Below are 25116 nucleotides of genomic sequence, written 5' to 3' on the forward strand. Positions count from 1 at the left end.
TCGAAGCCCTGCAGAACTTGGTCTAGCTTGACAATTTGCTCTGCAGTGGGATTTAGTTGACAGACAATGGTCAGTATTTGCTGTGGCATGAGTTCATTTTATGCGCCTAAATGGTACTATGGCAACTGAAGTTGCTAAAGAGGCTTTCCTCCCCGCACTGAAGTACGGGGCTTCCAGCCCTACCCGATGTGAAGGGTTCTTGTTGGTTTTACTAAGGTGCAATCTTTCAGGAGAGGGGCTTGAAACCGCCGCTATCGGTTGCTGTTTTTATCTGCTTGGAATGGCAGCCCAATGCTGGGGGGCACGTCAAATGCTGGGAACGCTTTGCTGAAGCCGCCACCCAGTATCCAGAACGTGTTGATCTGACGATTTACTTTTTGGGGGCAACGGCACAAACCATTGACCTAGCTGCCAATGTACGTTACCGCTTGCTGCGACCCCAATTCAGCACGCAGCGCCTTGAAATCTTGCGCCAAGGGGCAGGACTGACAGATGTCGCACCGTTTCATTGGGAGCTATGGCGGCATCTAGCTGAGCACGATGTCTTTCACCTCACCGATACCTTTAGCTTTGCGCAAACGGTACGCCGTTTTTGCCAGCAGCAGCGCCGCCCCCTACTGAGTTCAATCCATACCGATTTACCGTTACTAACGCGCACCTATTCCCGGGAAATTATCCTGCGTATGAGTGGCCGTAGCTGGGGCAGCAAGCTATGGCAATGGCTATGGCTGGAGCAACTGAAGGTTGACCAGTGGTTTAGTCGGCGAGCCGAGCGAAAGCTCGCGGGATTTATGCGTGCTAGCGATCGCATTCTTGTTTCGCGGCAGCAGGATTATGAGTGGCTGATGAGTTTTTTACCCAAGGAACGGGTGTATTGGTTTCGCCGGGGCATCGATCGCGATCGCTTTCATCCGCGTTGGCGTCAACCGCAGTGGCTACGGGAAGAATATCACCTCCCTGATGTTCCCATCCTACTGTTTGTGGGGCGGGTAGATGCCAGTAAAAACGTCTTGCTGATGGCAGCAGCGGCAATGGAGTTAGCTAGGCAGGGCTATGATTTCCACGTGTTAGTGGTGGGGGAAGGAGCACAGGACAGGGAGGTCAAGGCGTGCTTAGGAAATCGGGTGACCCTGACGGGCAAAGTACCCCAAGAGAAACTAGGGGCGATCTACGCCAGCAGCGATGTGTTTGTGTTTCCTTCAGAGTCGGAAACAGGTCCCAATGTGGTGGTTGAGGCGCGAGCAGCAGGGCTACCGGTTGTGATTTCAGGGTTTGATGGGGGGCGCAAGTACGTGGATGCATCGGGAGTCGATGGTATGGTTGTTTTCAGCCGTGATCCGCAGGTGTGGGCGGCAGCCATTGCACCCTTGCTCACCGATCCTAGCTATCGCGAGCGGATGGGCACAGCGGCTCACGCGATAACTCAGCGCACTTGCCCCTCGTGGCAAGAGGCGTTTGAAGCGGATATTCTTAGCCATTGGGAAGCGATCGCGCCCCCTCAACAGGTCGGTTGAGGCCACAGCGTTTTATCTGCAAGGAGTGCCTCCAGAATTAAGGCCATATGAGTCCAGTGGGTACCGCCTTGGCAAAAGACAATGTAGGGGGAGCGCAGTGGGCCATCAGCAGAGAGTTCTGCCGTGCTGCCATCAATAAAGGTGCCCCCCGCCATCACTAGCTCATCGGCATAGCCGGGCATGGGCGCGGGCACTGGGTCAAGGTAGGAACCAATGGGGGAGTAGCGCTGCAACGTGCGGCAAAAGGCAATTAGTTTATCGGGACTGCCCAAAGCAATTGCTTGGATGACATCGCGGCGCGGGGCAAGCGCCGGTGGATTGACTGCATAGCCCAATTGATCAAAGACATACCCTAGCAGGTAGCTACACTTGAGGGCTTCGCCCACCATCTGCGGTGCTAAAAATAGACCTTGGAACAGGAGTCGGTGTTGGTCAAAGGTGGCTCCCCCCTCGTGGCCAATGCCGGGGGCTGTGAGCCGATAACTTGCTTGTTCGATGAGGGCGGCGTTGCCTACGAGATAACCGCCCGCTGGGGCAATGGTACCGCCGGGGTTTTTAATGAGGGAACCAGCCATTAAGTCCGCCCCTACGTGGGTGGGTTCTTGGGTCTCGACAAATTCGCCGTAGCAGTTATCGACAAAGCAAATCACAGCAGGATTTTGTGCCTTGACCAGTTGAATCATCTTGGCCATCTGATCAAGGCTGAGGCTGGGTCGCCACGTATAACCACAGGAGCGTTGAATCAGCACCATCCGCGTCTGTGGCTCTACACAGGTGGCGATCGCCCCCCAGTTCGGCTCCCCGTTTCCTTCTAAGGGAATTTCGCGATAGTGGATGCCGAAGTCCTTGAGGGAGCCTTGCCCGTGTCCCCGCAGACCAATGACCTCTTCGAGGGTGTCGTAGGGAGCGCCTGTGAGGGCAACCAGTTCATCCCCCGGACGCAGCAGCCCCAACAGAGCGGTGGCGATCGCGTGGGTTCCAGACACAAACTGTACCCGTACCAAGGCGGCTTCTGCCCCCATCACCTCAGCAAACACCCGATCGAGGGTCTCGCGCCCAAGATCACCGTGGCCGTAGCCAGTCATGCTGCTAAAGTGGTGCACCCCTACCCGTTGATTGCGAAATGAGCGTAAAACCCGATCTAAATTTTGCTTGACGCGGCTATCAATCTCGGAAAAAATAGGAGACAGGGTTTGCTCCGCTGCCGCAAGGATGTTAGCTGTCACAGTGAGGACACAACTCTCCTGAACTTAATGTCTGGCGATCGCCTGTCCTTCAGGCGATCGGGGCTTCAAGCAAGCCCATCCGCTATTATCCCTGAAATAGACCCCGGAAACGGGGTGTCTCTATAACAGGGCTTGTTATCACTGAAAAAAGAGATTTGTATGACATCTGTTTCCGTTGTGCCCACACCCCCTTCACGTCTTAATTGGGGGGTGATTCTATTTATGGTTGTTGTCCATGTGGGTGCGTTACTGGCCGTTGTGCCAAAGTTTTTTTCCGTTGAGGCAGTGATTTTGTGTGCTGTCCTTTACTGGGTGTCCGGCGGTTTAGGCATTACCCTTGGCTGGCATCGGTTAGTGACTCACCGCAGTTTCCAGTGCCCGAAATGGCTAGAATATTTCTTCGTGTTTTGCGGCAGCTTAGCCTGTGAGGGTGGTGTGATTGAGTGGGTCGGGCTGCACCGCAATCATCACCTGCACTCCGATCAAGAACAGGATCAGCATAATTCTCAACGGGGCTTTTGGTGGTCGCACATGGGGTGGATGCTGGTGACCATACCCGCTAAAGCTGAGGTGGAACGCCTCACGAAGGATATTAACGGCGATCCTATCTATCGCTTCCTCAATCAGTACTTTGTGCCGCTGCAAGTGGTCTTAGCGGTGTTGCTCTACCTTTGGGGGGGCTTACCCTTTGTGGTGTGGGGAGTTTTTGTGCGCTTGGTGTTGGTATATCACCTAACATGGTTTGTCAATAGTGCAACCCATAAATTTGGCTACCGTACCTTTGACTCTGGCGATCGCTCCACGAACTGCTGGTGGGTTGCCCTGCTCACCTTTGGCGAAGGCTGGCACAATAACCACCACACCTATCCTCACTCGGCTCGCCACGGTCTGCAATGGTGGGAATTTGACATTACTTGGATCACCATTCGTGCTCTCCAAGCGGTGGGGTTAGCCAAAAAGATCCGGCTAGTGGAGAGTACCTCTCGCTAAGGCGACATCGGCGGTTGTTGGCTCATGATCTGCCGCCATGTGGCAATGAGTTCAGCAGCCTCAGGATAGAGGGGATGGCCTTGGGGAATGAGTTCTGCGGTGGCGATCGCCTCAGCGGTATCGCGCCCCACCCAGTAGCGTGCCTGCTCTAGAATATTGTGCCCCCACTCTAGACGTAGCTGATTAGCTTCGGGGAAAATCGTGGCCTCGGGGGAAATCTCTTGGAGAATGGCGATCGCCGCAGCAAAATCCGTCGGTCGCCCACCCCGGGCACGATTTTGGGCTTGACTGAGCCGCAGGGTATCCACATCAGGGATCCAAGCCTCAGTGGTTGTAGGTGTTGCCGGAAACAGTTCAGCGATGCGGTTTTGAGCCGTCTCGTACAGGGCGCGATTCGGGCGAATTTGCTCTAGAAGTTGCCGCGCTTGCAGTAACCCTTCAGGTGTTCCGAGGCGGGCAAACGCATTCGCACGATCCAACAGTGGCTGATCTTCAGCAACTTCCACTTGCCGCTGCCAAATCCGCTGCTGGGTACGGATTTGCTCTTGGCGGTAGGGACTGGCCTCCGTGAGGGGCATCATCAACATCGCAATCGCTTGGCGGAGGTGGCCAATGTCGCCACTGCGGGCAATGGCCTGCGCCTCTGCTAGGGTTTGCAATACCTTCAGATCCGTTTGCCATCGACGAATTGCCCGCTGAGCATCAAAGTAAAGAGGACGCTGGGCACTAATGGTGCGCGCTTGGGCGATCGCACTGCCGATGTCTGCCCCCATCCCTGCCTGGGCTAATTCCTCGGCCATCGCTAGCTTCACCACATCTTGGGCTGCCCTGACACTGCTAACATCATTGGGAACGAGCCGGGCGATGCGCCGCGCCTCTGCCGCTTCGTAGCGCTCAAGAGCAGCCATGGCTTCTTGGAGCAAGCGTTCCCCCAGTTCATTGATGAGTCGCCGCGCCCCAGGATATACATCGCTGCTGCTAGGAATGCGACGGACAATGGTAATGGCAGCCGCAAGGTTATCGGCACCACCTCGCGCCATCAAGGCTCGCGCCTCATCCAGTTGCCGATCCTCTTTTTGAGCACGAATAATCCGCTGGTTAAAGGCACCAAACTGCTCCTGTGACCAATAGCGACACTCGACAAACTGGAGTTGTAGAGAAATCTCAAACGCCTCGCGCCACTCAAGGTTTTTCAGGGCAGTTTCGGCACGGCGGTAGATCCCTTCCCCCTCTTGCCAAATCTCTTGCCAACGGGCTATTTGCGCCTCAACTTTGCCATAGGCATGGACATGGCGGGGAATACGGCGGGCAAAGGTAATGGCTCGACTGAGTTGCCCCTCATGAAAGGCAGCATTCGCTAGCGCCAACACCTGATCCGACCACACTTCGAGGCGGCGGTTAACTTCGGGGGCAAGGGGATGATCTCGCGGCAAGTTGTCAATTAAGTCAATGGCGTAGAGTAAATCCTCTAAGCGTTGCTGCTCCGCTGCTGCTTGGGCACAGTACAACCGAAAGGCAGCTGAGGCAAAAGGCCAAAACACAAATTGGCAGTTCCCCGCTGTGTTGGGTTGCCGCAAGAGCAGCCATAGGGAAACGCTAGAAATTCCAAGGGACGCACACAGAGACAAGATAGCGCCAACCTGCCAATGGTGTAGCCCTAACCGTTGTAACAAAGAGTTAAGGCGCGATCGCTTCCCCAGAATGACGGGGAGCCAATCGAATCCTAGCGATCGCCAACTCAGTCGCTTTTGAATGGTCACTGCCACACCTTCTCAAATTGCTATGATGCCGATTGGTCAGTTTTGCCCAGTTCTTCTACTCACTCTTGTACGCAATTATGTTCCTGTCAACCAACCAGGCGTTGCTGAATAGGAGTATGACTTTCAGGTTTGAGTCTTTTGCCGCCCTCACCCTAGCCCTCTCCCAACGGAGAGGGAACAAGACTCTTAGCGCCCTTCTCCTTGGGGAGAAGGGTTGGGGATGAGGGCAATTCATAGTCACATTCAGCAACACAGAAGGATAGCTTGGTAGCCCCGTACTAAAGTACGGGGTGGAAAAGCCCTCAAGCAACTATAGTTGCTTTGGTATAATAGAACTACCTAAAGTTGGTGCAAAACCCGACAGGTAGTAGCCAGAAAACCCAAAAGTAAGCAGAACTTTGGGGCTTTGCCTCAAGGAACTGTGTAGGGGCGGTTTGCTCACGCCTTTACGAGTTCGTTTGTGGACTACGTAAGAATCCCCCACCTTTAGGTGGTGGGAGTGTCAATACCAGCCGAACAGCCTTGGAGATAGGCGCTAATTTCACCCTATAGACCGATGGAGAATTGCGCAACAACAGCGGACTATCAACGCGGCCAACGTTGCCGCAGTTCTGCCACAACGCGATCCAAGGCAACGGCATGGGAGGCCTTAAACAGCACGCGATCGCCCCGTTGCAAATGGGTCAATAAATACTCCACTAAGCCCCCATGGCTAGCAAATTGCTGGCTTGGCACCGTTGCTGCTCCTTGGGCAAGGGCTTTCCCTTCAGCGCCCTCATCTAAAATCAATAACCCATCGAGCCCCAACTGGGCGACCGTTGCCCCCACCTGTTGATGAAAGGGAAGCGAGAAGTCCCCTAGCTCTCGCATCGCACCCAGCACCGCCAAATGCCGCTGTCCGGGCAGGCTACGCAGGAGCTGGAGTGCCGCCACCATGGATTCGAGGCCAGCATTGTAGGTTTCATCCAGTAAAAGAATATCTGGTTCTAGCCGATACCGGCCACCTCGCCCCGCGGGCAAGTGTAGCTCTAGCTGCGGTGGCAACGCTTGAGGATTCAGCCCCAGCGCCCTGAGAACCGTTAAGGCTGCCAAAAAGTTGAGGGCATGGTGAGCACCGGCAAGGGGAACTGTGTAGGCGTGATCCCCTATCTGGAGGGTATGGGGCGGCAAATAGACCCCGCGGTGCTGACCGGCGGTTAAACCGTAGGTGAGGGTTGTTCCTGACCAGACGCGACTGGCTGTTTCTAATAGGAGAGGAGTATCGGCATTCAGTATCGCGGTGCTGGTGGCGGGCATTTCGGCCAGGAGTTCGCACTTGGCCGCAGCAATGGCTTCCCGGGATCCAAGGCGGCCAATGTGGGCTGTGCCAACGTTCGTAATCACCGCTACATCGGGCTGGGCAATTTGGCTGAGGAGGGCAATCTCCCCGGGCGATCGCATCCCCATTTCAATCACTGCAAAGTCATGCGCAGGTTCTAATTGCAGGAGGGTTTTGGGAACGCCAATCTCATTGTTGAAGTTGGCCTCAGTTTTAAGAACCCTGCCGTAGTGACGGAGGACGGCCGCAATCATTTCCTTAGTGGTGGTTTTACCCACGGAGCCAGTAATGGCAATAATGGCTGCGCGGCACTGCTTGCGCCACCACTGCCCTAAGCGTTGGTACGCAGCAAGGGTATTGGCCACCTGCAATTGGGGAAGCTGACTAACGACAGGTTCCTCCACAATCAGGGCAGTTGCCCCTGCTGTTGCCGCCTGCGCCACAAACTGATGCCCATCAAAGGTATCTCCCCGCAGTGCCACAAAGACATTGCCAGCAGCCACGTGGCGCGAATCTGTACTAATGCCGGTCACGGGTTGCTCTGGCCAGTCCCCCGTTTGACCAAGAGCTTGGGCGATCGCCGCCAGCGTTGTCTTCACAGCCTTGCTCCGGTTAAATGGGAGCAGCGCAGATAGGGCTGGAGCACCTCGGGCACAGCCACAGAGCCATCGGGTTGCTGGTAATTTTCTAAAATCGCAGCCATGGTACGCCCGACCGCCAGTCCGGAGCCGTTCAGGGTATGCACAAACTGGGTTCCCTTTTGTTTTGCCCCCTTAAAGCGAATTTTGCCGCGCCGTGCCTGAAAATCGCCAAAGTTCGAGCAACTGGAAATTTCCCGATAGCAGTTGGCCGCAGGCAGCCACACCTCCAAGTCGTAGCATTTCATGGCCGCAAACCCTAAGTCCCCCGTACATAACTCTATAACCCGATAGGGCAGCTTAAGGGCTTGGAGAATAAACTCGGCATCGGCCACTAATTGCTCGTGCTCTGCTGCGGAGGTCTCAGGGTGGACAAACTTCACTAACTCCACCTTGTCAAACTGGTGCAGGCGGATCAGCCCCCGGGTATCCTTACCGTAGCTGCCAGCTTCGCGGCGAAAACAGGGGGTATAGGCACAGTGGTAGATGGGCAACTGCTCAGCTGACAAAATTTCATCGCGGTAAAAATTGGTGACGGGAACCTCGGCGGTGGGAATGAGCCACAGATCATCCTCAGCACAGCGAAAGCTTTCTTCGGCAAACTTGGGGAGCTGCCCCGTTGCCGTTAGGGAGGCAGTATTCACCAAAAAAGGCGGCAGAATTTCGACGTAGCCCCGAGCGGTATGGGTATCCAGCATAAACTGAATGAGGGCGCGCTCGAGCGCTGCCCCCATCCCCACGAGGGTAACAAAGCGGCTTTGTGCCACCTTGACCGATCGCTCCACCTCTAGCAGCCCCAGTTGAGTGGCAACCTCCCAATGGGGTTGACAGGGATGGCTTGGTTTGAATTCATCGCCCCAGCAACGGACTTCAACATTATCTCTTTCATCGCGGCCAAGGGGGGTGGTGTCACTAGGCAGGTTGGGAATGGTTAGAAGCAGTGCCTCTAGCTGCTCCTTGAGATCACGCTCTCGGGGTTCAAGATCGGCTAATTTTTTTTTCAGGTCGTTTGCCTCTGCTTTCAGGGCTTGAATCTCTGGATCGCGCGGATCGGCTCCTGCCTTGATTTTTTTGCCGACAAGGGCACCAATTTCGTTGCTGCGTGCCTGTAGTTGGGAGCGCTGTTGCTCGAGTTGGCGTTGCTGCTCATCCAATTTAAGAATCGTTTCAAGATCGTAATCACCTTGCCGCCGTCGTAGGCGATCGCCCACCGCTTGGGGAGTCTCACGAAGCTGTTTGAGATCAATCACAGGCCGTCAATAAACGATAGACCGCATTCATCCTACCCTAGACCTGCGCTTGGCTCAACGACTAGGACGATCCCCATAGTTGCAGCGAGCCTTAAGGAAGAAGATGGCACAGTAACCACCTAGACCTCCGAGGTGCTCTCGCCACAGCGAAGCTTGGCGGTCAGGGGGGGAGGAGCGCTGTCGAGCTTCGCTCCGCCAAAGGCGTATAAGTGCGGCTCGATACCCCCGAAATCAGTAATACTCTTGGCCATTCTAGACAATCTTCACAGTGGTGGTAAAGTACCAACCATGAAACAAGTCCTGACACTCGTTGTAAAGCTTCAACCTAGGCCTGAGTAAGCGTCCAAACTGGTGGCAACTCTTCAGGCGTCTGCTGATGCGTGCAACTATGTCAATGACAACACCCATCCCAAACTCACCAACAAAATCGCTCTTCAGTCCTTGACCGACTAGACCATCAAAGAGACATTCTCCTTGGTGGCCAACATGGCGCTCAGGGCGTGCACTCGTGTGGCGGTAAGACTGCCAAACTCAAAGGCAAGCCTGTTAAACGGTTTGCACCAACCAGTATGGACTGTAACAACGATCTGTTTACCTTCAACGATAAGGAGTGGCAGGTTAGCCTTGCAACAGTTCAAGGCACAGAGAAGGTGAAGTTGAATGCAGGCCATTACCAAAGAGGCACACTCAAAGGGCGTCAGCCAACCTCGGCTCAGCTTTGCAAGCATCGAGACGGCAACGTCTATCTGCACATCCAACTGAAGACTGAAGCACCAGAGTCAGACCAATCAAGTATGGAGCAAACCTGATCAAGTGTTAGCTGTTGTGCCTAGTACGTTTCAGTGGCTAGTGTATTCGGAAAGGCACTCACGTGAATCACCCGCTCTTTAGCAACAAGGGCACTGCCAACTACTGTGGGGCTACTGAGACGGATATCCAGTCCTTCGGCCAAGGCTGGGAAGGTTTCTGCATCCGCTTGAGACAGGTTCTGAAGAAAGTCTGTCACGGCTTGGGGGGCAAGGGGAGTTGGGTCAGGGACACCCCGCACCTCAAGGGCATAGCTGGGGAGAAGTTTAGGCAACAATTGCGCAAACGTACTGGGGAAGTCAAACAACTCTAGACCCCAAATCTGTCCATTGAGTGCGAAAATAGCCCCCACTTGGTTCGTAATGGCCTGAAAAGCCGCTGTATAGTCTGCTAGCTTAGGCAACTCTTGAGCGTATAGATCCGCCATGGCAGAGGTTGGGGAGTCGCATTCAAGAACTTCAAGATGCTCATCTACCTCTGCCCAGATTTGGTGCTGATCAGCATACGGTCGTCCCTGTTGTTTCAACGCACGAGTGACTTGCTGAATTTTCTTGGCACGGCCGCTGGCGTGGTAGGTATGCTTCGCCGTCTTGAAGGTGCGAGAGCGATAACGCCAACGACCTCGCTCAACACAACTGACGGGGATGTTTAAGTTCGTATGTGCTGGCACTAGCAACGTCAGGTTGAAGATGCGATTTTGCTTTGCTCCTTCCACTTCCTCGCCATCAAGCAACAGAACCGACCGATCGCTAGTGTTGCTACACAATAGCTCAGGCACAGCACCCGCTTCAGAAACTTCAGTGATCGTCACCCAGTTATGAGCCATGGCTTCGTCTAACGTCCAATAGTCAGCAGACCCTGTGACTGATCGCACCAAGGGAATGACCGTCAATGCACCAAAGATTTGGGCGGTGCTCAATTCAATATTTTTCAGTAGCTGTTGCAGTGTTTCCATGTTTAGTGTCTCTACGACTTCAAACGGTTATCCATAGCAAAATCAGTTCCTATACAGCAGACTCTGCAAATGTCGATGCTTACAAAAATCATAAATACCCGATTATTTTAGTCGGGTATATTTGACAGGGCGATCGCCCCCTGTTAGGATGGTCAGCAACTTGTCTAAGGCCGTCTGAACCCATGACCGCAACCCTGACTTCCGCAACCAGCGATACCTACTTCACCCATCTCCAGTGCAAAGAGTGTGGAGCGGAGTATGAAGCCCAAGCCATCCACGTCTGCGAGTACTGCTTTGGCCCTCTTGAAGTCAAGTACGATCTCAGCCAGTTGTCTGAAGCCGTCAGTCGCAGCACCATTGAAGCCGGGCCACCGTCCATCTGGCGGTACCGCCCCTTTTTACCCGTTACGTCCACAGAGCCGATTGACTTAGGCACTGGCATGACCCCATTGGTCAAAGCAAGTCGCTTGGCACGACGGCTGGGGCTAAAGCATCTCTACATTAAAAATGATGCAGTGAATATGCCCACCCTCAGCTTTAAGGATCGGGTGGTATCCGTGGCATTAACGCGGGCACGGGAGCTAGGGTTTACGACGGTGTCCTGTGCCAGCACTGGTAACTTGGCCAACTCCACAGCGGCGATCGCCGCCCATGCGGGGTTAGACTGCTGCGTCTTTATTCCCGCTGACTTAGAATCGGGCAAGGTCTTGGGGACACTGATTTATGCACCCACGCTGATGGCAGTCCAAGGCAATTACGATCAGGTGAACCGATTGTGTTCCGAAGTAGCCAATACCCACGGTTGGGGCTTTGTCAACATCAACTTGCGTCCCTACTATTCCGAAGGCTCAAAAACCCTAGGGTATGAGGTCATTGAGCAGTTGGGCTGGCAGTTGCCCGATCACATTGTCGCACCCCTAGCCTCCGGGTCGCTATTTACAAAAATTTATAAGGGCTTCCGGGAATTTGTCGACGTGGGGTTAGTGGCTGATAAACCGGTGCGCTGTAGTGGTGCGCAGGCGGCGGGCTGCTCCCCCATTGCCCAAGCCTATGCCGAGGGTCGAGATTTTGTCTCACCGGTGAAACCCAACACGATTGCTAAATCTATTGCCATTGGTAMCCCTGCCGATGGCGTTTATGCCCTTGATATTGCCCGCAAAACCAACGGAGCTATTGAGTCCGCCAACGATGACGAAATCGTGGCGGGAATTAAGCTCTTGGCAGAAACTGAAGGCATCTTCACCSAAACCGCTGGGGGCACCACAATTGCCGTCCTGCAGAAATTAGTGGCAGCAGGGAAAATCGACCCTGAGGAAGTCACCGTCGTCTATATCACCGGTAATGGTCTAAAAACTCAGGAAGCAGTGCAAGACTATGTTGGCGAACCCCTGACCATTGAACCGAAGTTGAGTAGTTTCGAGCGGGCGCTGGAGCGAGCGCGCACCCTTGAGCGACTCGACTGGCAACCTGTGCTGGTTTAGATATTTTCGTCGTCTTTTGTTCTATTAACATTCCATTCACACTAGAGACCTATAGAGACCTATGGCTGTTACCGTTTTAATTCCTACCGCCTTGCAAAAACTTACCCGCGATCAGGCAACCCTTGAGTGCCATGCCCAGTCCATTGCTGATCTACTCGAAAAACTCGAGCAGGACTGCCCAGGCATCAAAGGACGTCTGTGTGACGACAGCGGTCAACTACGGCGATTTGTCAATTTTTATGTAAATAATGAGGATATTCGCTTCCTCAATGGCATTGAAACCCCCCTCAGGGATGGTGATGAAGTGAGTATCATCCCAGCGATCGCTGGCGGTTAAGATATCACTAGATGAATGCTCCTCCTTGGCTGTTGCACCTATCTGCCTAGCGGGGATGACCCGTGCTACTGAGGTGTCCGAGGGACAGTGCTCCGCTAGGTGCCGGTGATCCCCAAAAAACGGGAGGCTAACGAGTCCATGGGATGAGTGCTGTTCTACTTGTCAATCCCTAGGCTCACCTGAATGCTTGCGATCACTTTAAGGGTTTGTCCACAATTACAACCGTCTAAGAACTAGCAAATAGTTTATATACTACATTAATAAAAGATACGTTCCAACATAATTTTTTGACTGACTGTAGAGGTCATGTTGCTCACCAATACGAATACTCCGGCGGCGCTAGCTGCTTCCTTAAGCTCAGTTCCTCAAAGTCAGCAAAAGATTTCTATTGCGCATACACGAACCTGTTCTTGTCCAGCAAATCATATCAACTGTCTCAGTGCCAAAGAATGGATTAAGTGTCAGCTTGGTGTCTGGCAGTTTACTTATGAAGGCAGAGATATTCGTGATAAAAATTTACATCCAGCAACCTTTCCTATTGCTCTTGCTAAGCGCGTGATCAGCCTGTTTAGCCATGAAGGTGAACTTGTGCTCGACCCGTTTGTTGGCAGTGGTACCACTCTTGTTGCTGCTCAGGATCTAAATCGCAATGCTGTTGGGTTTGATCTGAATGCAACATATATTCAGTTATGCCAAGAACGCCTAGCTGCTAATAATTTATTCAATCAAGCCCAACAACTAGCCTTGCAAGATGATGCTAGAAATATCCCTAACTACTTTGAGCCTGAAATGATTAGCTTGATTTGGACATCTCCCCCCTACGCTAACCTACTGAATCGTAGGCGCACGAACAAGTCTAGGAGAAACCGTCGTAATGAACAATTTGGCAAGATCGAGCAGTACTCACAGGATACGCGGGACTTAGGAACAATGCCTCTGGCAGAATATACTACAGCCATGGGTGATATTTTTGAGTCACTTCTGCCACTGTTGAAGCCGAAAGCTCACTGTGTGATCAATGTTCCTGATATGTGGTGGGAAGATCAGCGTATTACCATTCATGTAGCCCTGATTGAAGAGTTAAGAAAGCGAGGCTATGAACTCAGAAATACGATTATCTGGGATAGAACCAACATTGTTAATAAAGTTGGTATATTTGGCTGGCCTAGTAATTACATTACAATGGGAACCACTTTTGAGTATCTATTAGATTTTTGGAGACCACCTCAGTGAGACTGTATACCAAAACTGAGTTAGTTGACCTTATTCGTCAGGTTGCAGCTCAGGGGTGGCATCGCAGTGTTAAAAAAACGAAAAATAGTCGTAATGATGGTGCCGTAGGAAATACTCTAGAAGCCTTACTAGGGCTTCGGGAAAATAATCTACCTATTCCAAATATGCAGGAATGGGAACTGAAGGGGCAACGACATCACACATCATCATTAGTAACCCTCAAACATATTGAGCCATCACCACGAGGTGCAAAAATAGTTTCTAACATTTTATTGCCCTATTATGGATGGGAGCATAAACAAGCAGGAAGCAAGTATCCAGCTACAGAAAAAAGTTTTCGCTCGACAACGAAAGCAACAGAATTTACTAATCGGGGTTTTAGATTAATTATGGATCGAGAAAAAGGAAAATTAAGATTTGTTTTTGATCCTTCTCAAGCTGATAAATCAGACACAAAAATTCGTGATTGGATAAAATCAATAGAAAGTAAAATTGGCTTGCAAGGAATCAATCCTGAGCCATACTGGGGTCTAGATGATTTGAAGTATGAAATAGGGGCTAAAATCAAAAATTGTTTTTATGTTATTGCAGATAGTAAAACCGAAGATGGTCATGAATTTTTTAAGTATGTAAGGTTGTTAATTCTCTCTAGATTTTCATTTGATAACTTTTTGAAATGTATTGAAAATGGAACAGTGCTTGTAGATTTTGATGCCCGAACAGGTCACAATCATGGGACTAAGTTTAGGATTCGACAAAATCAATGGCACACTCTCTACAACTCTGTTGAAGACATCAAGCTAGTAAGCCACTAATGACAAGCAGGGCTTTATTTATTATAGAATGCTTTTCGGTTGAACTGTTTTAGTTTCGATGCTATTCAACAAATGGACGAGCGATCGCCCCACAGCTTCTGCAAGATTAACCGGAACGGCATTCCCAATTTGTCGATACTGGAACCACAGAACTCCCACGAATCCAGAAACGTTTGGATACGGACATATTCCCGGATCGTTAGGGGGCGGGTTTCGTCAGGATGGCACCGCTCAGTTTGTTTTTGAGGAACACAGTAGAACAGGGCATTGAGAACCTGTATATTTTTTGCCTAATTTATCTTTATATTGACAGACTAATACACCTTGATTTTCCCACTTTTGCACTGTTGCCTTGGTTACACCAAAAATATCTGCAATCAGTTCAGCAGAAAGTACATCATTTGTTTTGTGAAGAATTCTTGAATCCTTCATAGCTCTTAAAAGTTAGAAGATACAAGGCAGTCAGTACATCGGAATTAACGTTAGCTAAATTTTGGTTAATCTCATTAGTTAAAGTAAATGTTTGATTGCCTTCATTCTTGATAACATCATTAATTATGGTTGGTAGATTTTGATATAATTTAGCAAATGGATTCTTGTCTCCAGTTGCAACTTCATAGAACTTGTCAATGGATATAAGTCTTATTCTTTCATATATTATTTATTGATTATCTAGCTTGAAATGGCACGGATCATTTCTAGATTTTTTTTGCAATCACTTCAACTAAGAAGCATGTTGCTTCTGGGTCACTATCAACTGTCTGCTTCATTTTTCGATAAACGTTTTCTTTTGAATTGCTATTCATGGTGTTAAATTTGTTTTCATTTCTACATAATAGCTGAGATTTTCATTAATTATATCATAGCCACATTCAGGAACTTGCCAATATTTAATATATCGAAATATATTTTGATGAAAATATCCAATTTGATTATTGTTTGATTTGTCAATTTGTCGCATAATTTCTCTTCTTATAAATTCATCCGCTGTTAAATTATAAATAGCCATATCAAAACTTGCTTTTATAGGATCAATTTTTAGTTTTGTAAATTCCTTAAAATTAATAGAAAGACGATATCTTAAAATAGTTTGTTTAACATGGTTATAAATATCCTGATTGCTGATAAACCCCAATTGATAATCGCCTGATTTATTCATGTTTAGCATTCATAGATTTAGTGAGAGTTTACGCAATACTATATCTAATTTTCTGCTGATTCCTAGATATGACAGTATAAAGTCCGGGAACAGTTAGAATCAATAGGCAAGGCTTTATTATTTCTCATGGTTACTGCGGCTTACCTACATCTTCCCTTTTGTCGGCGGCGGTGCTTCTACTGCGATTTTCCGATTACGGTGGTAGGTGACCGGCCTCTGGCCGCCTCTTCGCCCCTCCTGAGTGACTACATCGATGCCCTTTGCTATGAAATTAGGCAAACCCCCAGTGTGGGGGAGCCGCTGCAAACGGTGTTCTTTGGTGGGGGGACGCCTTCTCTTGTTGCGCCTGAGCAGATTGACCGGCTTTTAGGGGCACTAGATCGGCGCTTTGGTATCGCGGCGGCGGCGGAAATTTCTATGGAAATGGATCCCGGAACCTTTGATCTGCCACGGCTACGGGGGTATCTCAGAGCGGGGGTGAATCGGGTCAGCTTAGGGGTGCAAGCGTTTCAAGATAGGCTTTTGCAGGTGTGTGGTCGCAGCCATACTGTGGCCGAGGTCTATGCTGCTGTTGAGGTGATCCAGACTGCTGGGATTGACAATTGGAGCTTGGATCTTATCTGTGGGTTACCGGAACAATCGCTCCAGGAGTGGGAGCTGTCCCTCGCAGCGGCGATCGCCCTTGCACCAAGCCATCTTTCAGTCTATGACTTGATTGTGGAGCCGCAGACGGTTTTTAGCCGCCGTTACCAGCCAGAGGTGTTCCCCTTACCGTCCCAAGAGCAGGCTGCTGCGGCTTATCGCCTTGCCCATGAACGGCTGCGGGCTGCGGGCTATGAGCACTACGAAATTTCTAACTATGCCCGTTTGGGGTTCGCCTGTCGTCATAATCAGGTGTACTGGCGCAATGAGCCTTACTATGGGTTTGGCATGGGTGCCACCAGCTATCTGGGGCAGCGCCGCCTCACGCGTCCGCGCAGCCGCCGCAAATACTACGAGTGGGTGCAAACCCTACCTACAGGGCTTTGCACCGTTGCTGAGGAGACCCTTTGGGATCGGTGGCTGGAGACCCTCATGCTGGGGTTGCGTCTCAAAGAGGGGCTGTGCCTGAAGCAGTTGGCCACGGACTTTCCGCAGGAATGGGTAGAGGCACTGGTCACAGCGGCACAGCGGATTGACCCTGCCCATTTACAGCGTTGCGGCGATCGCCTATGGCTGACTCAGCCGGATGGATTCTTGCTGGCCAACAGCGTGATTGTCACCCTCTGGCAGGCGATCGAGAGATCGGTTATCCACCAACAGAGTAGGTTGCCCCTGCCGATACACTAGATCAGGAGATGAAACTGCACCAATGTGCAGGTCTCTAGTGATTCAGTAGCGCTCACGGGAACCAATCATGCTGGAACAGGGAACCATTTCAATTCATACCGAGAATATTTTCCCAATCATTAAAAAATGGCTCTACTCCGATCATGAAATTTTCCTGCGGGAGCTTGTCTCTAACGCCGTAGATGCCATCCAAAAATTACGCATGGTGGCTCGCTCTGGTGAGTACGGTGGCGATGTGGATCACCCCGAAATTACAATTACCCTCGATCGCGAGAACAAGAGGCTGGCGATCGCCGACACAGGCTTGGGCATGACCGCAGAGGAAGTGAAAAAGTACATCACCCAAGTTGCCTTTTCCAGCGCTGAAGAATTTGTCCAAAAGTACAAAGGCAATGGCGATCAAGAGATCATCGGCCATTTTGGCTTAGGGTTTTACTCCGCCTTCATGGTGGCAAGCCGCGTCGAAATCGATACCCTGTCCTATAAAGCTGGGGCAACGCCCGTCCACTGGACCTGCGATGGCTCTACGGAGTTCACTCTTGAGGATGGCCAGCGCACCAGTGTGGGTACCACCGTCACCCTCACCTTGCAAGACGATGAACTGGGTTACCTCGAACCAGCACGGATTCGTGAATTGGTGCGCAAGTACTGCGACTTTTTGCCGGTGCCCATCAAACTCGATGGCGAGCAAATCAACAAACAAATTGCGCCGTGGAAGAGCAGCCCCAGCAGCCTCAGCAAAGAAGAGTATCTAGAGTTTTATCGCTACTTGTACCCCTTCCAAGAGGATCCCTTGCTTTGGGTGCATCTGAATACCGACTATCCCTTTGTGGTTAACGGTATCCTCTACTTTCCCAAGCTCCGCCCGGATATTGATGTCACTAAAGGGCAGATCAAACTCTTTTGCAACCAAGTCTTTGTCAGCGACAACTGCGAAGAGATCATTCCCCGCTTTCTGCTGCCTTTGCGGGGCGTGATTGACAGCACCGATATTCCCCTCAATGTCTCCCGCAGCTTTTTGCAGAACGATCGCACCGTGCGTAAAATTGCTGATTATATCGCTAAAAAGGTGGGCGATCGCCTCAACGAACTGTACCGCGAAGACCCGGATGCCTACGTGCGTTCGTGGAAAGACTTGGGCACCTTTGTCAAATTTGGCTCCCTCAACGACGAGAAGTTCAAGAAACAGGTTGAGGATATTTTGATCTATCGCACCACAGCCACCTTAAGTACACCAGCAGAGAACGATGAATGGAGCACTCAAGGGGGTATTGTTGTCGATGGCCAAGCCTACACCACCCTGAAACAGTACTTAGAGCGCAACAAGGCGCGCCACGCCAACCGCGTCTATTACTGCACCGATGAGGTGAACCAAGCCACCTACGTTCAGTTACTCAAGGGGCAAGGCATTGAAGTGCTCTTTATGGATAGCTTCATTGACACCCACTTTGTGCCGTGGCTAGAGCAAACCTACAGCGATGTTAAATTCCTGCGGGTGGATGCAGAACTAGATGAAACCCTGATTGACAAAGACCAAAGCAGTGAAATAATTGACCCGGGCAGTAATAAAACCCGTAGCGAACAGATTAAGGCGCTGTTTGAGTCGGTGCTCAAGAAGCCGAAGCTCACCATTCGTACTGAAGCCCTCAAGTCTGGCAATAGCGGTGATGCCCCACCCGCCATGATTCTGCTGCCAGAAACCAGTCGGCGAATGCAGGAAATGATGGCCATGATGCAACAGCAACTCAATGTGCAACTGCCCGAGGAGCACACCTTGGTGGTGAATACCACCCATCCCCTGATTCAGAACCTGCTGAACTTGAGTCAGGGCACTATTATTCAAACCAGTGGCTCGTCAGAGACCGCAGCACTTGTAGAAAAGCTGTGCCACTATATCTATGATTTGGCCTTGATGTCCCAGCGAGGCTTTGATGCCAACGGCATGCAGCAGTTTAGTGAACGCGCCAGTCAGGTGCTTACCCAACTGACTGCAATGGCTATGCGCTAATCGATATAGCTCTTCCCCTAGCGGGTAAGGCTAGGGGGTCGTGGAGGATTCTAGATGATCATTACAGCAGGCTTACTCGCGGGGGCGATCGCCCTGTTGGGCTGGGGACTCTATCGTGCCCTACCCTACGGCAAACTCGGCATTATTGCTTGGTTGCAAACCCTAGTGCTGATGCTGCCATGGCTGGTGGTATTTGGCACCTTGAGTGTTGGCATTGTCCTCAACTTTGCCGCTGTCTTGTTTAGCCTTGTCCTCTCCATCGTGGCCTACATTGCCTTGGGTCGCTGGTTACGCCTCCTTGCTGCCACCTCCGATGCACCATTACCACCCTTGCGGTCGGGGCGACCTGAGGTTGATGACGTCCTTGCCCCCTCACAATCTACCCCTGACAGTGGCGAACCCCTCACAACCAGTGCCCCCTCTGCCTTGCCGCCAGACGATCTGCAAGGAATTCAAAGTATTTTTAGTATTGATACCTACTTTGCCACTGAGTACATTCCCTACAAAGGCGGGGTGATCTGTCGCGGCAACCTGCGCGGTGATGCGAAAGCAGTGCATGCCACTCTAACAGAACGCTTGCAAGCTACATTGCCAGATCGCTATCGCCTATTTATGGTGCCCAATAGCGAGGGCAAGGCTGTGGTCATTATTTTGCCGGCAACGACCACCATAGCTCGCTCAACGCTCTTACAAAAACTAACCGCGGTGTTGCTAGGGGTAGCGACCCTTGGCACCTGCCTAGAAACCAGTTCAGTGCTCCAGGGCTTTAGTTTACTGAATACGCCGGGTTTGTTTCAGCGATCGCTCCCTTTGGCGCTCTGTTTAGTGCTGATTGCCGGAGCGCGGGAACTAGGACATTGGCTCATGGCCAAGCGCTACGATGCTAAACTTAGCCCCCCCTTCTTTCTGCCTGCGTGGCAGTTGGGTACCTTCGGTGCTGTAACCCGCATTGAATCGTTTCTGAAAAACCGCAACGAGCTATTTGACATTGCTGCTGCAGGAGCGATTGCCTCTGGGGCATTGTCGTTGCTATTTCTGGGTATTGGCTTGGTGCTCTCTCCCAGCAGTAGCGGTTTAGAGGTGCCCACTATTTTCTTCCAAGGGTCAATTTTGGTGGGCACTCTCTCTCGTCTGTTCTTGGGCGACCACTTGCAAAGTGAGGTTGTGGCGGTGCATCCCTTGGTGATTATGGGGTGGCTAGGACTGATTATCACCGCCCTCAATCTCATGCCTGCGGGGCAATTGGATGGCGGTCGGATCATTCAAGCGATTTATGGCATTAAAACCGCTCAGCGCCTGACATGGATTACCCTGATTGTGTTGGGCTTGGTGGCGATCGTCAATCCCTTAGCCCTGTACTGGGCGCTGATTATTCTCCTGCTACAGCGTGACCTAGATCGTCCTAGTTTGGATGAAATGACCGAGCCGGACGATACCCGCGCGGGGTTGGGGCTGCTACTGCTGTTTTTAATGGCAGCGACACTGATTCCCTTAGCACCCGGCTTGGCAGGCCAGTTGGGGATTGGAGGCTAATGAGAGGAACTCCCTAGCACCAGATGACGGGATTTCGGAGGATTTTTGATGGACAGCGCCGATCCTGTGCGGCAGTTACTAGAGGCACTTGCCCGAGGACAGTTAAGCGTAGAGGCTGCCCACCGTCAACTGCAACACCTGAGCTACGAAACCATTGGCCATTTTGCCCGGATTGACCATCAACGGCAACAGCGTACAGGGTTTCCTGAAGTTGTTTGGGGGCCTGGCAAGACCCCTGAACAAATTGCCGAAATCTTGGCGCGGATGCGGCCTTACTATCCCTGTGTTATGGCCACCCGTATCTCTGCGGATGTTTTTGCGGCGGTGCGATCGCGCTTGGGAGGGCTGCACTACTTTGAAGTGGCGCAAATCTGTAGTACAGCCCCTATCTTGCCACCTGCTTACCCGGGACAGGTTGGCCTAGTCTGCGCTGGCACAGCCGATTTACCCGTTGCTGAAGAAGCCGCCATCACGCTACAACTCTCGGGGTTTGCGGTGGAGCGGTTTTGGGATGTGGGTGTGGCAGGAATTCATCGGCTGCTCAGTGTGCGCGATCGCCTTGAAACAATGCAGGTTCTCATTGTCGTGGCCGGCATGGAAGGCGCGTTACCCAGTGTTGTGGCGGGTCTAGTGAGTGCAGCGGTGATTGCCGTGCCCACCAGCATTGGCTATGGCGCAAACCTCGGAGGTCTCGCTCCCCTACTCACTATGCTCAACTCCTGTGCCCCCGGCATTGGCGTGGTGAATATTGACAATGGCTTTGGCGCAGCGATGCTAGCGGCTAAAATGTTGCGATCGCTCCCTCAACGTGCCGCCACTGGCTCAATGTGACTGGGCAGTTCAAGACAATAACCTGCCCCGTAAACCGTTTTAATGTACTTCGGGCTACGCGGGTCTGGCTCCAGCTTCGTCCGCAGATGGCGGACATGAACACGAATGGTTTCGATGTCATCATCTGGGTCATAGCCCCAAACCTCCTTGAGAATTTCGCTCGGAGACACAGTCTGGCCGTGGCGCTGCAGCAGGCAATGCAATAGTTCAAATTCCAAGCGTGTCAGCTTGATGATTTTGCTAAACCACGAGACCTCAAAGCGCTCAGGAATCAGGGTTAGAGGCCCATAACTAAGAATTTCCCGATGCCCAGCGGTGGCTGGAATGCGGTCAGCGCGCCGCAACAGCGCTCGCACCCGTGCCAACATCTCTTCTAATTCAAAGGGCTTCGTCAAATAATCATCGGCACCCGCATTAAACCCCTCTACCTTATTGTGGGTTTGACTGAGGGCAGTCAGCATCAAAATGGGAATGTCTTGGGTGCGGGGGTCGCGCCGTAGGCGCTGGCAAATCGTGAAGCCATCGACCTGCGGCAGCATCAAGTCCAATAAAATCAGATCCGGGGAAATCTGCACGGCCAACGCTTGTCCTTGCATCCCATCCAAGGACTTTGTGACATCGTAGCCTGCCATTTGCAGGTTAATTGCCAAGACATCGGCGATCGCTGGGTCATCATCAATAATTAGAATACGAGGCTTCATAGAATCGACGTTACTCAATCCTCACGGGCAAGGGACAAGCACCTCTGAGAGAATTATAAACATCTCAGCAAAATGCTTAAGACTTTGTTGGATTTCTTTAGATTGGCTCAATATTTGGCATTTGGCACTACGAGCGACGGTACACCCCAATTGCTGGCACTTTGTGTCCATGTGGCACTCAGGAGCGCAACAGCGTTGCATATTGGCCTAGGTCACTTTAAGTATTAGTAGAGTAGTGTTGGATCCCCTCAAACTAACCCCAAATCAGGAATTACGAGCAACCAGACTGCCCTTGTGGTACTAGTCGATTTTCAGTTCTATGCAGCATTAACTAGATTTTCTGCAAACCTGGGCTATACTTTGGAAATGCAACTTTGGGGCAGAGGACGTTACTCTGTCCGTTTTTGCGAACTACTCACTCAAATTAGATGCTGTGGTTTGGACATAATATGCTGGCTCCCATTCTTTTGGCTCAAGCCGCTTTACCTACTCCACCTCAACAGGTTCCGGTTGTTGTCCAGGAGCATTCGGTGCAGTCGAGTATTATTGTTCAGGCAAATGCTGCGCCTGTGGGTGCGCAAGCTCCACGCGTTAGCACACCACCTACGCCAGCCGCAACGGCTTACGTCACACCAACAAATTTTGCCTATTTTCCCCAAGATATTCGGCCTCTGCCAGGGCACCTAGACAACATCCCCGTCTTTAACAGCAACAGCCCTGAAATGGTGCGAAGTGAGGGTATTTTACTCTCTACGTTTCCCCCCCAAGGCAAATGGCAACCGGCAGCACATCTTAACTATCCCATACAAGGACGCTTTGATGTGTTTGCCCACCACATTACCCAATCTAATCGAGCCGTTAGTACACCAACAATTTATTTGGGGCTGTTGGCCTACAATCCCAGCGATCGCCCTGTTACGGTCACCTTTTACCAAGCTGCCAGTTTCTTAAGCACGCCGGATGCTCCGTTCCGCAGCTTACCGGCAATCCTCGACAACCCTATTGGCTATGTTTTTTCGGGGCCGGGCAGTCGCGTCACCAATCAGGTGTTGCGGGGGGTGCGCCAAACCTTTTTCCCCTCCCAAGTGGTTATTCCGGCACGGGAAGCACGAATGTTGAGTAATTTGCCGTTGCCTCTGCCAACCCAGTTTCCTAATGCGGTCATTAACCGCGCCCGTGCTGAGTTTATGATCAACCAAGACGGTACCGTTGGCCCGATGATGCCCTTGATTACCGATGTTAGTCCGTTTGGTGAGGTCTCGTCCTCCAATGGTCGCTCAACCCTCATGCATCTACAAAGCAACGGGCCAATCTACCTGGCCCAAATGTCGATGTTTGCCCGTATGAGTGACCATGGTACGGAGCGAGCACCAACCCTCGAAGAGTGGTGGACAATGCTCCATCGTGGACAACTGGTAACCCCCCGAGATATTCCCCCCACGCCTCCCAATAGTACGTCCCCCCGCTTTTTCTATGGCCGCGTGGCAGGCATCAGTCAAGGGTCACAGTGGAAAGCTAGCCTGACCGATGAACACGGTCAAGGGACGGCGCTAACCATTCCAGCACCCGGTCGGGCGATTTCCTACGGTATTAGTACCCTACATCGAGGCACCCTTGGCACAGGGCAAATCCAAAGTGCACCAATGTTGGCGCGCTATCCCGATACAGCTTACTATGCTCACGGTAACTATGGTGTGCACTATAGTTTGACACTGCCCTTGCTGAATGATAGCCGCAGTTTTCAGTCGGTTGTCGTAACGCTGCAAACCCCCCTCAAGCAGGATCACCGTACGGTGAGCCTGCAGTTCCTAGAGCCGCCCGCTCCCCAAGTGTTTTTCCGCGGAACAGTGCGGGTGCGTTTTACGGATGATGTGGGGCAGCCCCAAGAACGCTATGTCCATTTGGTGCAGCGGCGGGGGCAGCGGGGCGAACCGCTGGTGACCTTAAATATGCGCCCAGGCGAAAAACGAAATGTTAGCGTCGATTTGCTCTATCCTCCCGATGCCACCCCTCCCCAAGTGTTAACGGTGGCCACCTTGCTGGGCCCCAGCTATCAAAATACCACCCACGCACCGGTCACCGATTCTCTATCCTTGACACCAGTTTCTGCACCCTAGGGGCTATATGGTAGGCGATCGCCTCATCTTTATTGGAGATGTCCACGGCCATTATGAAGGGCTATGCCGTCTTTTGGACGTGGTGGCACCAACTGTGGGCGATCGCCTTTACTTTTTGGGGGATTTAGTAGATCGCGGCCCCAACAGTGCCGCAGTGGTGGAGCTACTCCGCCAGCAGCGCTATTTCACCGTGCGCGGTAACCACGAAGATATGATGTTGTTGGCCTTTGCGGACAAGCACCTTAACCCCTCACGGTTCTTTGTTTGGGCCAGCAGTGGCGGGGATGACACCCTTGCCAGCTATACCTCAACGGAACTGTTATGGGAACACATCCACTGGCTGGAAACCAATCCTCTGTACTATGACCTAGGGAATGTCTTTCTGGTGCATGCGGGGCTAGACCCAATGCTACCGCTGGCAGATCAAACAAATAGGGAGTGCTGCTGGATACGGGATTTGTTTTTAAGCCATCCCACTCCCTATTTTGCTGGTAAAACTATTGTGGTAGGACACACGATTACCTTTACATTTCGTGGGGTGCAGCCCGGTCAACTTGTGCGCGGCAACGGTTGGATTGATATTGATACCGGTGCCTATCACCACCGTAGTGGCTGGTTGACTGCCCTTGACTGGAGCCGTCAATGGGTGTGGCAAATGAATGTGTTACACGGTGGCGTTCGCCAAGGGGGGCTTGAGGAGTTTGTGGTGGACGTGGCAACTGTGGGCTGTAGCAAATCCGAATTTTGGCTATTTTGGCGGCGATCGCCTTGCCCTCCATGCTCAGTCAGGCTACAAAAGCCCGAGAATCTCAGGCCAAGACAAATATTGGAGCGGTCAACCGCGCCCAGCAAGCCTATCGTCTTGCCAATCCAACCTTTAGTGATAATATTGCAAGCCTACAAATTGGCATTAGTGAAACCCCGGACTATGACTATGCCATTACCAATGCCACATCTTTGATTGCCGAGTTTCAGGCAACTCCCAACCGGCCAGAACTCAAAGCCCTCACCGGTTGTGCCCGTGCGCTGACAACCTTTACCTTAACCTCAACAGAGATTATCGAAGTTGATCCGCCGACGTCTGGCACAGCAACACCCGCCACCTGTCCGTAAG

The 25116-nt window shown here is 51.7% G+C and carries 21 protein-coding genes and 2 pseudogenes; 13 read left to right on the top strand and 10 right to left on the bottom strand.

The genetic code is table 11. From position 1 onward, the window contains the following. Positions 1-239: 239 nt before the first annotated feature. On the top strand, positions 240-1514 hold the full coding sequence (locus tag L5470_RS08330) for a glycosyltransferase (RefSeq protein WP_499499355.1): 1275 nt from the start codon (positions 240-242) through the stop codon (positions 1512-1514). On the opposite strand, the gene L5470_RS08335 is transcribed toward L5470_RS08330, so the two are convergent. Continuing rightward, positions 1499-2740: a methionine gamma-lyase family protein gene (locus L5470_RS08335; protein ID WP_499499357.1), complete on the bottom strand. Its 1242-nt coding sequence runs from the start codon at positions 2738-2740 to the stop codon at positions 1499-1501. The two genes, L5470_RS08330 and L5470_RS08335, sit on opposite strands and share 16 nt — an antisense overlap. A gap of 159 nt (positions 2741-2899) precedes the next feature. Here L5470_RS08335 and L5470_RS08340 point away from each other — a divergent pair, with 159 nt between their 5' ends. Next, positions 2900-3730, top strand: a complete 831-nt coding sequence (locus tag L5470_RS08340; RefSeq protein WP_099799718.1) for an acyl-CoA desaturase — start codon at positions 2900-2902, stop codon at positions 3728-3730. On the opposite strand, the gene L5470_RS08345 is transcribed toward L5470_RS08340, so the two are convergent. The 4 genes from L5470_RS08345 to L5470_RS08360 form a co-directional block, all read right to left on the bottom strand. Next, positions 3727-5490 carry an ATP-binding protein gene (locus L5470_RS08345; RefSeq protein ID WP_499499359.1) on the bottom strand — a complete coding sequence of 588 codons (1764 nt, stop codon included), beginning with the start codon at positions 5488-5490 and terminating at the stop codon, positions 3727-3729. The two genes, L5470_RS08340 and L5470_RS08345, sit on opposite strands and share 4 nt — an antisense overlap. 585 nt (positions 5491-6075) lie before the next feature. Continuing rightward, entirely contained in the window at positions 6076-7407 is a 1332-nt protein-coding gene (locus L5470_RS08350) for a UDP-N-acetylmuramoyl-tripeptide--D-alanyl-D-alanine ligase (RefSeq protein ID WP_227517432.1), read from the bottom strand. Further along, positions 7404-8696 carry a serine--tRNA ligase gene (gene serS / locus L5470_RS08355; RefSeq protein WP_099799715.1) on the bottom strand — a complete coding sequence of 431 codons (1293 nt, stop codon included), beginning with the start codon at positions 8694-8696 and terminating at the stop codon, positions 7404-7406. The genes L5470_RS08350 and serS overlap by 4 nt, the downstream gene beginning before the upstream one ends. Before the next feature lie 829 nt (positions 8697-9525). Then, on the bottom strand, positions 9526-10458 hold the full coding sequence (locus L5470_RS08360; RefSeq protein ID WP_099799714.1) for an ARPP-1 family domain-containing protein: 933 nt from the start codon (positions 10456-10458) through the stop codon (positions 9526-9528). Positions 10459-10640: 182 nt separating this feature from the next. Here L5470_RS08360 and thrC point away from each other — a divergent pair, with 182 nt between their 5' ends. From thrC to L5470_RS08380, 4 genes are all read left to right on the top strand, one after another. After that, on the top strand, positions 10641-11939 hold the full coding sequence (gene thrC, locus L5470_RS08365; protein ID WP_499499363.1) for a threonine synthase: 1299 nt from the start codon (positions 10641-10643) through the stop codon (positions 11937-11939). A 61-nt stretch (positions 11940-12000) separates the two neighbouring features. Continuing rightward, positions 12001-12276: a MoaD/ThiS family protein gene (locus tag L5470_RS08370; protein ID WP_099799712.1), complete on the top strand. Its 276-nt coding sequence runs from the start codon at positions 12001-12003 to the stop codon at positions 12274-12276. A 306-nt stretch (positions 12277-12582) separates the two neighbouring features. After that, a complete protein-coding gene (locus L5470_RS08375) occupies positions 12583-13509 on the top strand; it encodes a DNA methyltransferase (RefSeq protein ID WP_099799711.1) in 927 nt (308 codons plus the stop codon). Beyond that, positions 13506-14324, top strand: a complete 819-nt coding sequence (locus tag L5470_RS08380) for an MvaI/BcnI family restriction endonuclease (protein ID WP_099799710.1) — start codon at positions 13506-13508, stop codon at positions 14322-14324. Before L5470_RS08375 ends, L5470_RS08380 begins: the two co-directional genes overlap by 4 nt. Before the next feature lie 65 nt (positions 14325-14389). On the opposite strand, the gene L5470_RS08385 is transcribed toward L5470_RS08380, so the two are convergent. The 4 genes and pseudogenes from L5470_RS08385 to L5470_RS08400 all read right to left on the bottom strand — a co-directional run bounded on the left by L5470_RS08385 (position 14390) and on the right by L5470_RS08400 (position 15492). Beyond that, positions 14390-14605: a DNA cytosine methyltransferase gene (locus L5470_RS08385; RefSeq protein WP_499499483.1), complete on the bottom strand. Its 216-nt coding sequence runs from the start codon at positions 14603-14605 to the stop codon at positions 14390-14392. Next, a complete protein-coding gene (locus L5470_RS08390) occupies positions 14556-14756 on the bottom strand; it encodes a hypothetical protein (protein ID WP_499499366.1) in 201 nt (66 codons plus the stop codon). Before L5470_RS08390 ends, L5470_RS08385 begins: the two co-directional genes overlap by 50 nt. Further along, the gene (locus L5470_RS08395) at positions 14722-14985 is read right to left on the bottom strand and encodes an Eco47II family restriction endonuclease (RefSeq protein ID WP_499499485.1); all 264 of its coding nucleotides are present in this window, start codon (positions 14983-14985) and stop codon (positions 14722-14724) included. Before L5470_RS08395 ends, L5470_RS08390 begins: the two co-directional genes overlap by 35 nt. Before the next feature lie 37 nt (positions 14986-15022). After that, positions 15023-15492, bottom strand: a pseudogene (locus tag L5470_RS08400) (Eco47II family restriction endonuclease). Positions 15493-15609: 117 nt separating this feature from the next. On the opposite strand from L5470_RS08400, the gene hemW reads away from it, so the two are divergent. The 4 genes from hemW to larB all read left to right on the top strand — a co-directional run bounded on the left by hemW (position 15610) and on the right by larB (position 21184). Then, positions 15610-16812, top strand: a complete 1203-nt coding sequence (gene hemW / locus L5470_RS08405) for a radical SAM family heme chaperone HemW (RefSeq protein WP_499499367.1) — start codon at positions 15610-15612, stop codon at positions 16810-16812. A 67-nt stretch (positions 16813-16879) separates the two neighbouring features. Next, positions 16880-18820 carry a molecular chaperone HtpG gene (gene htpG, locus L5470_RS08410; protein ID WP_099799708.1) on the top strand — a complete coding sequence of 647 codons (1941 nt, stop codon included), beginning with the start codon at positions 16880-16882 and terminating at the stop codon, positions 18818-18820. A gap of 54 nt (positions 18821-18874) precedes the next feature. Then, on the top strand, positions 18875-20353 hold the full coding sequence (locus L5470_RS08415; protein ID WP_099799707.1) for a site-2 protease family protein: 1479 nt from the start codon (positions 18875-18877) through the stop codon (positions 20351-20353). 48 nt (positions 20354-20401) lie between these two features. Beyond that, positions 20402-21184 (top strand): nickel pincer cofactor biosynthesis protein LarB, encoded by a 783-nt coding sequence (larB, locus tag L5470_RS08420; RefSeq protein WP_099799706.1) that lies wholly within the window; start codon positions 20402-20404, stop codon positions 21182-21184. On the opposite strand, the gene rpaA is transcribed toward larB, so the two are convergent. Continuing rightward, the gene (gene rpaA, locus L5470_RS08425; protein ID WP_099799705.1) at positions 21157-21885 is read right to left on the bottom strand and encodes a two component system response regulator RpaA; all 729 of its coding nucleotides are present in this window, start codon (positions 21883-21885) and stop codon (positions 21157-21159) included. The genes larB and rpaA overlap by 28 nt on opposite strands. 449 nt (positions 21886-22334) lie before the next feature. On the opposite strand from rpaA, the gene L5470_RS08430 reads away from it, so the two are divergent. The 3 genes and pseudogenes from L5470_RS08430 (at position 22335) to L5470_RS08440 (ending at position 25115) form a co-directional block, all read left to right on the top strand. Next, positions 22335-24002 (top strand): DUF3370 domain-containing protein, encoded by a 1668-nt coding sequence (locus tag L5470_RS08430; RefSeq protein ID WP_499499371.1) that lies wholly within the window; start codon positions 22335-22337, stop codon positions 24000-24002. Positions 24003-24009: 7 nt separating this feature from the next. Further along, a pseudogene (locus tag L5470_RS08435) lies at positions 24010-24513 on the top strand (metallophosphoesterase family protein); the annotation flags it as partial. A 266-nt stretch (positions 24514-24779) separates the two neighbouring features. Then, positions 24780-25115, top strand: coding sequence for a type IV pilin-like G/H family protein (locus L5470_RS08440; RefSeq protein WP_499499373.1), 336 nt, complete (start codon positions 24780-24782; stop codon positions 25113-25115). The last annotated feature ends 1 nt before the right edge of the window (position 25116 follow it).

Origin of the sequence: Synechococcus sp. PCC 6717 (genome assembly GCF_022698185.1) — a bacterium.
Taxonomy (GTDB): domain Bacteria; phylum Cyanobacteriota; class Cyanobacteriia; order Thermosynechococcales; family Thermosynechococcaceae; genus Thermosynechococcus; species Thermosynechococcus lividus.

Excerpts from the sequence above, each read along its gene's own strand:
- L5470_RS08340 (WP_099799718.1), top strand. The coding sequence starts at position 2,900 with ATGACATCTGTTTCCGTTGTGCCCACACCCCCTTCACGTCTTAATTGG.
- L5470_RS08360 (WP_099799714.1), bottom strand. The coding sequence starts at position 10,458 with ATGGAAACACTGCAACAGCTACTGAAAAATATTGAATTGAGCACCGCC.
- L5470_RS08370 (WP_099799712.1), top strand. The coding sequence starts at position 12,001 with ATGGCTGTTACCGTTTTAATTCCTACCGCCTTGCAAAAACTTACCCGC.
- L5470_RS08375 (WP_099799711.1), top strand. The coding sequence starts at position 12,583 with ATGTTGCTCACCAATACGAATACTCCGGCGGCGCTAGCTGCTTCCTTA.
- L5470_RS08390 (WP_499499366.1), bottom strand. The coding sequence starts at position 14,756 with ATGAAGGATTCAAGAATTCTTCACAAAACAAATGATGTACTTTCTGCT.
- hemW (WP_499499367.1), top strand. The coding sequence starts at position 15,610 with ATGGTTACTGCGGCTTACCTACATCTTCCCTTTTGTCGGCGGCGGTGC.
- htpG (WP_099799708.1), top strand. The coding sequence starts at position 16,880 with ATGCTGGAACAGGGAACCATTTCAATTCATACCGAGAATATTTTCCCA.
- L5470_RS08415 (WP_099799707.1), top strand. The coding sequence starts at position 18,875 with ATGATCATTACAGCAGGCTTACTCGCGGGGGCGATCGCCCTGTTGGGC.
- larB (WP_099799706.1), top strand. The coding sequence starts at position 20,402 with ATGGACAGCGCCGATCCTGTGCGGCAGTTACTAGAGGCACTTGCCCGA.
- rpaA (WP_099799705.1), bottom strand. The coding sequence starts at position 21,885 with ATGAAGCCTCGTATTCTAATTATTGATGATGACCCAGCGATCGCCGAT.
- L5470_RS08430 (WP_499499371.1), top strand. The coding sequence starts at position 22,335 with ATGCTGGCTCCCATTCTTTTGGCTCAAGCCGCTTTACCTACTCCACCT.
- L5470_RS08440 (WP_499499373.1), top strand. The coding sequence starts at position 24,780 with ATGCTCAGTCAGGCTACAAAAGCCCGAGAATCTCAGGCCAAGACAAAT.